We start from the raw sequence: 8418 nt of genomic DNA, 5'->3' as shown, positions 1-8418 counted from the left end.
GGTGGCACTGGGCCTGCTGGTCGGGGCGCCGGTGGCGCTCGGCGCGCTGGCCGGGCTGGGCGCGCTGGTCGGCCGCCGGGTCGCGGCGTACGACTTCCCGTCCCGCTTCGTGCACATGACGGCGGGCGTGGCGCTGCCGCTGGCGGTGGCCGCGCCGCTGATGTGGATCGCCACCGATCTGCTGGCCTGACCCTTCCGTCCAGGCCGCTTCGGACGGATGGCCCGCCCCGGAACCATGTTCCGGGGCGGGACGTCGTACGGTCGTGCGAGGGCGGACGTGTCCTGCGTCCGCCACGGAACGGTGAGCGACCCACTGCGAACGACCACAGCGGCGAACGACGACGGCGACCGGCGACGACGGGGGACACGATGCGCGGATGGCTGAAGGCCACGATCGGCCTGGCGGTGCTCTCCGGCCTGCTGCTGGGCGCCGACCGGATCGCGGTGGGCGTGGCCGAGGACGAGGCCGCCGACCGGATCGTGAAGAGCGGCCGGATGAGCCAGCGCCCGGACGTCTCGATCGGGGGCTTCCCCTTCCTCACCCAGGTGCTGTCGATGAAGCTGGACGACGTCCGGATCTCCTCCGACGGCCTGAGCGTCGGCGACGGCAGCCACCAGGTGGCGCTGCACTCGTTCAAGGCCCGGCTCTCCGGTGTCGAGGTCGGCGACAGCATGAGCAGTGCCACGGTGGACAGCGGGACCGGCAGCGGGGTGATCTCCTACCCGGACCTCGCGCAGCTGCTGCCACCCGCCTCCCAGCTGCTGCACGGGGCGAAGCTGCCGGTGGGTGGCAACTCCCGGCTGACCCTGTCCTACGCCGGTCCGGGCAAGGTCAAGGCCTCGCTGGGGCCGATCGCGATCGGCGAGGGCAGCGTGCACAACAAGGGGAACACCGTCACGGTGGACGGCTTCCGGCTGAGCTCGCTGGCGGGGGTGGTGGCCGGCGTCACCAACCAGCAGGTCGAGCCGATGAGTTTCACCCTGGACTCGCTGCCGGCCGGGCTGAAGCTGGCTGACAAGGAGGGCGGGGAGGGCGGGGACGGCGGCGTGACGCCGCTGCCGGAGGGCCTCCAGCTGACCTTCGACGGCAAGGGCGTCAAGCTCCTGGGCTGATCCCCGGCCCTTCGCCGGTCCCGCCCCGGGCCACCGGCCGACCCGTTCCCGGCCCTGCCGAATCGTTCCGCTCCGCGAGACGCGCTGTCCAGCGCGGACCGCGGAGCGGTGCCGTTTCCGCCCCGTGCGTGCCGCCGGCGGGTCTCCGGCCGGGCCCCTTGAGGCCGGGCCGGGGCCAAATCCCAGCATTCGGTTGTTTTGATCCCGCTATTCGATACGCTGATGACAGCGGGCCTCCGGTGTCCCTAGCATCGTCGGCATGAAGCGACAGACGGATCTCACGAAGCGGCGGGCGGTAGACCTGTGCCGCGTGGCCGCCTGTCTGTGTCGAATGCGCTGATTCGGCGTCCCGGCAGGGCAGTTGACGCCCGCCGCCGATCTTCCCGGTGACCGCGCCCGGCTGTGTGGCGGGCGGTCGCCGATGTACTCCGCAGTTTCCTGCCCGGTCGCACCGGTCCGCCCTCTCGTCCCGGTATTCGGACTGGATTTCGGACCGCACCCACCCGGGCACCCTTGCAGCACCCTCCTGACCAGCACCTTCCGCACAACCGCCCTCGGATGGAGAACACCACCATGAGCCGCAGCGACGTCCTGGTCGACGCCGACTGGGTCCAGGCCCACCTGGACGACCCGAAGGTCGTCATCGTCGAGGTCGACGAGGACACCTCCGCGTACGAAAAGAACCACATCCGCAACGCCGTCCGGATCGACTGGAAGCAGGACCTCCAGGACCCGGTCCGCCGCGACTTCATCGACCAGGCCGGCTTCGAGGTGCTGCTCAGCGCCAAGGGCATCGCCAACGACGACACCGTCGTCCTGTACGGCGGCAACAACAACTGGTTCGCTTCGTACGCCTACTGGTACTTCAAGCTGTACGGCCACGGCGACGTCCGCCTGCTGGACGGCGGCCGCAAGAAGTGGGAGCTGGACTCCCGCGACCTGGTCGCCGAGGTGCCGGCCCGCCCCGCCACCGAGTACAAGGCGCAGGCCGCCGACTCCTCGATCCGCGCCTTCCGCGACGACGTGATCGCCGCCATCGGCAACCTGAACCTGGTCGACGTGCGCTCGCCCGACGAGTTCTCCGGCAAGCTGCTCGCCCCGGCCCACCTCCCGCAGGAGCAGTCGCAGCGCCCCGGCCACGTGCCGAGCGCCCGCAACATCCCGTGGGCCAAGAACGCCAACGACGACGGCACCTTCAAGAGCGACGACGAGCTCAAGGCGCTGTACGAGGCCGAGGGCATCGACCTGGCGAAGGACACCATCGCCTACTGCCGCATCGGCGAGCGCTCCGCGCTCACCTGGTTCGTGCTGCACGAGCTGCTCGGCCAGGAGAACGTCAAGAACTACGACGGCTCGTGGACCGAGTACGGCAGCCTGGTCGGCGTGCCGATCGAGCTCGGCAGCAACTGAGCCCCCGGCTCGACCCGTAAGTCAGAAGGGAAGAACAGACATGTGCGGTGCGAAGGCCGGCGGCCCGGACCTGGCAGGAGTTGACGTGGCGAACGAGACGATCATCCAGGGTTCGGTGACCCGCGACGGTGAGCCGGTCAACGGCTACGTCCGGCTGCTGGACGAGGGCGGCGAGTTCACGGCCGAGGTGCCCACCTCGGCGACCGGCCAGTTCCGGTTCTTCGCCCGCCCGGGCAAGTGGACCCTGCGCGCGCTGGTGCCGGGCCAGACCGTGGACCGTCAGGTGGTGGCCTCCCAGGGCACCGCCGTCGAGGTCGCGATCGCGGTCTGACCGGAGCCGGAACCAGTCCGGACCACCCCGAGGGCCCCTGCCGCGCAGGGGCCCTCGGCCGTACCGTGGAGGGGTGCAGGCAAGGCGGCGGCGTCGCTTCTACTACGCCATGATGGGTGTGTGCCTGGGCCTGTTCGTCATGGCCTGGGGCGTGGTGCGCTTCTTCTCGGTCGGGGCGGCGATCGGCATGTGCGTGGTCGCGATGGTCATCCCGCCCGCCGCCGCGGTGTTCGCCAACAAGCGGGACCCGGACGACGACTGGTGGAACGACCCGCGCTGGGACGACCCCAGGTGGGACGACCCCGGCCACGACCGGGACCGCCCCGACCACGAGCAGCGTCCCTAGGACGTCAGGGCGCGAGAGGCGTCAGTACACGAGGGCCTGGACGCCGTCCGCCATGATCTCGCTGACGAAGACCTGGGCGCCCGCGATCCGGACACCCTCGACGGTGTCCTTCTGCTCGATCCCGCGCCGGGCCGCGCACTGGGTGCACAGCGTCACCGAGCCGGCCGCCAGGATCGACTCCAGCAGGTCCGGCAGCGGAGCCGCGTGCGGGAGTTCGAACTCCGCCGCCCGGCCCGGCAGCGCGAACCAGGAGGACTCCCCGGTCAGCCAGAGCGAGACCTCGATTCCGCTGGCGACGGCCACCGCCGCCACCGTGAACGCCTGCGAGCACCGCTCCGGCGCGTCCGCCCCTGCGGTGACCTTGATGACGAGTTTCTTCGGCATGGCGCCACCTTAGAGGTGCCGACACCCCCGCCGTCCGGCATCCCCGGAACCCTTGGGCAAAGCTTGAGCAGCCGCAAGCAGTCGCAGGAGAACGGCGCGAACGGCGACGTGGTGGGGCTCACCGCGACCGGCCGGAGACCGGCGGATAGAGTGAGCGGAGCAAAATCCACCACACTGTCGCCGCCTGGGAGCCCCCCGTGTCCGGTCTGGAAATCTTCTTCGACGGTCTGCTGGCCCTCATGGCCGTGCTGATCACCTGGTTCGCCATCTTCTCGGTGATGAAGCTGTACCAGGGCCAGCGCTGAGTCTGCCGTACGGTTGAGGCAGTCCCACACCGACGAGAACAGCGACCAGGAACATGATCGAGATCCCCTCTGACCTTCACAAGGACGTCGTCCCGCTCGCCTTCCTCCTCGGCACCTGGGAGGGCGCGGGCGTCTTCGACTTCCCGGGCGCGGAGAAGTGCAACTTCGGCCAGGAGATCGTGATCCGCCACGACGGCCGCCCGTTCCTGGAGTTCCGCTCCCGCACCTGGGTGCTGAACAACGAGGGCGAGAAGGTCCGTCCGCTGGAGAACGAGCACGCGTTCTGGCGCATCACCAGCAACCCGGACGGCACCAGCGGTGCCCGGGGGATCGAGATCTCCTCCGTCCGCGACGACGGCACGGTCGAGATCTGGTACGGCGAACTGGCCGACGGCAAGCCGCAGGTCGACGTCTCCACCGACGCGGTGGCCCGGATCGAGGGCTCGCCGGAGTACTCGGGCGGCAAGCGGCTGTACGGCTTCGTCAACGGTGAGCTGCTCTGGGTCGGCGAGAAGGCCGCCCCGAACGTGCCGCTGCGCCCGTACATGTCCGCGCAGCTGAAGAAGGTGCTCAGCCCGGCCCAGCTGATCAAGGACATCAACGACCTGCCGGACGACGGCATCGCCTTCTTCAAGTGACCGGCTCGAAGTGACCGGCCCCGAGTGATCGGACGGCCGGCACTTCCGCGCACGGGGTAGGGACCGGCCCGCGGCCGGTCCCTACACTTGCATCAGGACCCCCGACCATTGGCAGGGACGGCACCGTGGCGGACACCGGCACCACCGACTGGCAGCTCTCCGGCGACTGGAAGGCCGACCTGCGCGAACGCGGGTACCGGCTCACTCCACAGCGGCAGCTCGTGCTGGAGGCCGTCGACGAGCTCGACCACGCCACCCCCGACGACATCCTCTGCCACGTCCGCAGGACGGCCAGCGGCATCAACATCTCCACCGTCTACCGGACCCTGGAGCTGCTGGAGGAGCTGGGCCTGGTCTCGCACGCCCACCTCGGCCACGGCGCCCCGACCTACCACCTGGCCGGCCGCCACCACCACCTGCACCTGGTCTGCCGGGACTGCGAGAAGGTCACCGAGACCGGCACCGAGATCGCCCAGCCGCTGATCGACAGCCTGCGCGAGCGGCACGGTTTCGACACCGACCTCAAGCACTTCGCCATCTTCGGCCGCTGCGCCGACTGCACCGCCAAGCTCGTCGGGGACCGGTCGTAAGCTGGCCGGTATGACCGGTGTGAAGAGCCCGCTGCTTTCCCTGCCCGGAGCCGTCCCCGCCGAGGGGGCCGACGAGGGTGTCGCCGCCCACTACGGCGACATCTTCCGCGAGCAACGCAACCTGTCGCAGGGCGCCGGCTTCGTCGACCTCTCGCACCGCGGCGTGGTCACCGTGACCGGCCCGGACCGGCTCTCCTGGCTGCACCTGCTGCTCACCCAGCACGTCAGCGAGCTGCCGCCACAGCAGGCCACCGAGGCGCTGGTGCTCTCCCCGCACGGGCACGTGGAGCACGCGCTCTACCTGGTGGACGACGGCACCACCACCTGGGCGCACGTCGAGCCGGGCACCCAGGAGGCGCTGGTGGCCTACCTGGAGAGCATGAGGTTCTTCTACCGGGTGGAGGTCGCCGACGCGACCGCCGAGTACGCCGTGGTCCACCTTCCGGCCGGTTCCACCGCGTCCGTCGAGGGTGCCGCCGCCGTCCGCGAACTCCCGTACGGGCGTGACCTGTTCGTGCCGCGCGGCGAGCTGGAGCGGTTCACCGACGGGTTCGGCCCGGCGGCCGGGGTCTGGGCGTACGAGGCGCTGCGGATCGAGGGCCACCGGCCCCGGCTGGGCTTCGAGACCGACCACCGGACCATCCCGCACGAGGTGGACTGGCTGCGCACCGCCGTCCACCTCCAGAAGGGCTGCTACCGCGGCCAGGAGACGGTCGCCCGGGTGCACAACCTGGGCCGCCCGCCGCGCCGGCTGGTCTTCCTGCACCTGGACGGCACCGAGGAGACGCTGCCCCCGCACGGCACCGAGGTGCGGCTGGCGACCGACCCGGACGGGCGGGCGCTGGGCTTCGTGACCTCCTCGGCCCGGCACCACGAGCTGGGGCCGATCGCGCTGGCGATCGTCAAGCGGAACGTGCCGGTGGAAGCCGTGCTGCTGGCCGGGACGGTGCCGGGCACCCAGGACGTGATCGTCCCGCAGTAGGGGCCGCTCAGACCTCGACGAGGACGGTGAACGGGCCGTCGTTCACCAGCGCCACCTGCATGTCGGCGCCGAACCGGCCCGTCTCCACCTTGGCGCCCAGCGCGCGCAGTTGCGCCACCACCTCGTCCACCAGCGGCTCGGCGACCGGGCCGGGGGCGGCGGCGTTCCAGGTGGGGCGACGGCCCTTGCGGGCGTCGCCGTACAGCGTGAACTGGCTGATCACCAGCAGCGGGGCGCCGAGGTCCGAGCAGCTCTGCTCGACGCCCTCGTCGTTCGCGGGCAGCAGCCGCAGCGTCCAGAGCTTGCGGGCCAGCTGGGCGGCCTTGGCGGGGGTGTCGTCGTGGGTGACGCCGACCAGGACGCAGAGCCCGGGCCCCTCGATCGCGCCCACGGTCTCACCGGCCACGGTCACCCGGGCCTCGGTCACTCGCTGCACCACTGCTCGCATGCCGCCATTGTGCCGGAGCGCCGTACGGCCCCCGGAGGGCCCCCGGGCTCTCCCCGGGCATCCGCCGCACCCGGGCCGCGCAGCACCCTTCCCTTCATGCCGCGGCGGCCTCCTCAGGGCGCACACCAGGGGCGCATGCGGGGGTAGTGCACGCCCGGCGGTGTGTGCCTGCGCCGGATCGGGCGCCGTTCTCCCTGGGGAAAGGGCCGGTCATATCAGCCACCCCTGTTCGCCAGGGGGCCGTTCGGGTGCACGGGCAGTGCGCGTGCGCCGGGCGGGGTGGCACGCTGGTGGACCGTACGAAGGGTCCGGGGCGCCAGGAGGTCCGCCGCGTCGGGCCGGGGTTCGGCCGGGTGGTCGAGTCGATGGGTCAGGCGTTCCGGCGGTGCCGCCCCGGTGGGCGGTGCGCCGCCGGGGACCGGAACCTCCGGGGCTCCCGGGCGTGCCGGTGGACGGGGCGCGCGGCGCGTCGGGGGACGGGCCGGACCGGTGGCAGGGCGGGGTGCCACGAGCGGGCGGGATCGGACGACGTCAGGTGGATGGGTGATGGACGCGAGCAGCGCGGCGCGGGACCGGTCCGAGCCGGTGGTGCGGGCCCCCGGGGATCCGGACGGTCCGGCGGTGGGTGCGGAGTACGAGCCCGACCTGGAGCGGCTGGGCCTGGACCAGTTGCGGGTGCTGCGCCGGGAGACCCTGGAGCAGGAGGCCGACCTGTCCTACCTGCGGCGGCTGCTGCACGGGCGGATGGACATCCTGCGCGCCGAACTCGACCGGCGGCCCGGCGTGGGCCCGGTCCGTGAGCCCGGCCCGTCCGGCCCCGACCTGGCCCCCGGCGACCTGCTGGACCGGCTGCCGGCCATCCTGACCGACGCGCCCTCCACCGTGCGGCGCTCGGCCCGGCACGTCACCCTCGGCCCGCCGCGCACCCAGGAGTCCCGGCTGGAGGCGGACGCGCTGATGGGCGACGTCCAGCTCGCCGACCTGGCGGCGCACCCGGCCGAGGAGCTGCTGGCCGCCCTGGAGCGGCTGCGGGCGCACGAGCGCGAGGTGTCCGGACGGCGCCGGCGGCTGCTGCGCACGGCCGACGGTTGCAGTGCCGAGATCACCCGCAGGTACCGTGATGGGGAAGCACGGGTCGACGACCTGCTCGCAGGAGGGCCGCTCTGACCGGGTGAGTCGCCGTGGGCGGTGGGGCCCGGCTCGCTCCCGGCCCACCCTCGCCCCGGAAGGCTCATTCGCCATGTCCCTGCCCGCCACCGCGCCCGTTCTCGCCGAGGTCGTGCGCTCCGGTTTCGTCGAGGGCCGCCACCACGGCTCCTTGGTGCTGCTCGCGGCCGACGGCTCGGTCGAGTTCGCGCTCGGCGACCCGGACGCCCCGGTCTTCCCGCGGTCGACCGCCAAGCCGTTCCAGGCGGTGGCCACGCTGCGGGCCGGGCTGGCGATCGAGGGCGAGCTGCTGGCGCTGGCGGCCTCCAGCCACTCTGCAGAATCGTTTCACCTCGATGGCGTGCGGAGCATCCTCGGCTCCGCCGGGCTCGACGAGTCGGCCCTGCGCACCCCGGCCGACCTGCCGCTGGACGAGACCGAGGCGGAGCTGCTGCTCGCCGCCGGCGGCGGACGCGCCCCGATCCTGATGGACTGCTCCGGCAAGCACGCCGGATGGCTGGCCGCCTGCGCGGCCAACGGCTGGGACGCCGACGGCTACCTCGACCCGGACCACCCGATCCAGCGGCTGGCCCGCGAGGCCCTGGAGGAGGGCACCGGCGAGACCGCCGCGCACGCCGGGGTGGACGGCTGCGGCGCGCCGCTGCTGGCCGTGTCGCTGACCGGCCTGGCCCGCGGCTACCGCGGCCTCGTGCTGGCCGCCGAGG

The 8418-nt window shown here is 72.3% G+C and carries 12 protein-coding genes and 1 pseudogene; 11 read left to right on the top strand and 2 right to left on the bottom strand.

The window, feature by feature from the left end; translation table 11 throughout:
- The 6 genes and pseudogenes from KS423_RS31170 to KS423_RS31150 all read left to right on the top strand — a co-directional run.
- A pseudogene (locus tag KS423_RS31170) lies at positions 1-190 on the top strand (hypothetical protein); the annotation flags it as partial.
- Between the two features lie 179 nt (positions 191-369).
- Positions 370-1113, top strand: a complete 744-nt coding sequence (locus KS423_RS31165; protein WP_224283114.1) for a DUF2993 domain-containing protein — start codon at positions 370-372, stop codon at positions 1111-1113.
- A 259-nt stretch (positions 1114-1372) separates the two neighbouring features.
- A complete protein-coding gene (locus KS423_RS48615) occupies positions 1373-1453 on the top strand; it encodes an Ms5788A family Cys-rich leader peptide (protein ID WP_350517234.1) in 81 nt (26 codons plus the stop codon).
- A gap of 233 nt (positions 1454-1686) precedes the next feature.
- Entirely contained in the window at positions 1687-2523 is an 837-nt protein-coding gene (locus tag KS423_RS31160; protein ID WP_224283117.1) for a sulfurtransferase, read from the top strand.
- Positions 2524-2563: 40 nt separating this feature from the next.
- Positions 2564-2854, top strand: coding sequence for a DUF1416 domain-containing protein (locus tag KS423_RS31155; RefSeq protein WP_030059605.1), 291 nt, complete (start codon positions 2564-2566; stop codon positions 2852-2854).
- Between the two features lie 73 nt (positions 2855-2927).
- The gene (locus KS423_RS31150; RefSeq protein WP_224283113.1) at positions 2928-3200 is read left to right on the top strand and encodes a DUF3099 domain-containing protein; all 273 of its coding nucleotides are present in this window, start codon (positions 2928-2930) and stop codon (positions 3198-3200) included.
- A 21-nt stretch (positions 3201-3221) separates the two neighbouring features.
- Here the strand turns inward: KS423_RS31150 and KS423_RS31145 are convergent, their stop codons facing one another.
- A complete protein-coding gene (locus KS423_RS31145) occupies positions 3222-3584 on the bottom strand; it encodes a DsrE family protein (protein ID WP_189924813.1) in 363 nt (120 codons plus the stop codon).
- A gap of 358 nt (positions 3585-3942) precedes the next feature.
- On the opposite strand from KS423_RS31145, the gene KS423_RS31140 reads away from it, so the two are divergent.
- The 3 genes from KS423_RS31140 (at position 3943) to KS423_RS31130 (ending at position 6099) form a co-directional block, all read left to right on the top strand.
- On the top strand, positions 3943-4527 hold the full coding sequence (locus KS423_RS31140) for an FABP family protein (protein WP_224283112.1): 585 nt from the start codon (positions 3943-3945) through the stop codon (positions 4525-4527).
- Between the two features lie 125 nt (positions 4528-4652).
- Positions 4653-5117 (top strand): Fur family transcriptional regulator, encoded by a 465-nt coding sequence (locus KS423_RS31135; RefSeq protein ID WP_224283111.1) that lies wholly within the window; start codon positions 4653-4655, stop codon positions 5115-5117.
- Positions 5118-5136: 19 nt separating this feature from the next.
- Complete coding sequence (locus KS423_RS31130) at positions 5137-6099, top strand: folate-binding protein YgfZ (protein ID WP_224283116.1); 963 nt, start codon at positions 5137-5139, stop codon at positions 6097-6099.
- A 7-nt stretch (positions 6100-6106) separates the two neighbouring features.
- On the opposite strand, the gene dtd is transcribed toward KS423_RS31130, so the two are convergent.
- Positions 6107-6547 (bottom strand): D-aminoacyl-tRNA deacylase, encoded by a 441-nt coding sequence (gene dtd / locus KS423_RS31125; RefSeq protein WP_224283110.1) that lies wholly within the window; start codon positions 6545-6547, stop codon positions 6107-6109.
- Positions 6548-7093: 546 nt separating this feature from the next.
- Between dtd and KS423_RS31120 the strand changes: the two genes are divergently transcribed.
- Both KS423_RS31120 and KS423_RS31115 read left to right on the top strand, forming a co-directional pair.
- Positions 7094-7714, top strand: coding sequence for an ABC transporter substrate-binding protein (locus tag KS423_RS31120; protein ID WP_263455419.1), 621 nt, complete (start codon positions 7094-7096; stop codon positions 7712-7714).
- A 73-nt stretch (positions 7715-7787) separates the two neighbouring features.
- Positions 7788-8418, top strand: a 631-nt coding sequence (locus tag KS423_RS31115; protein WP_224283109.1) for an asparaginase, incomplete at its 3' end; no start/stop codon positions are given.

Origin of the sequence: Streptomyces sp. LS1784 (assembly GCF_020103755.1) — a bacterium.
In the GTDB taxonomy this organism is placed as follows: domain Bacteria; phylum Actinomycetota; class Actinomycetes; order Streptomycetales; family Streptomycetaceae; genus Kitasatospora.
The sequence above is the reverse complement of the archived record's forward strand: the minus strand, read 5'-3'. Positions and strand labels throughout refer to the sequence as shown.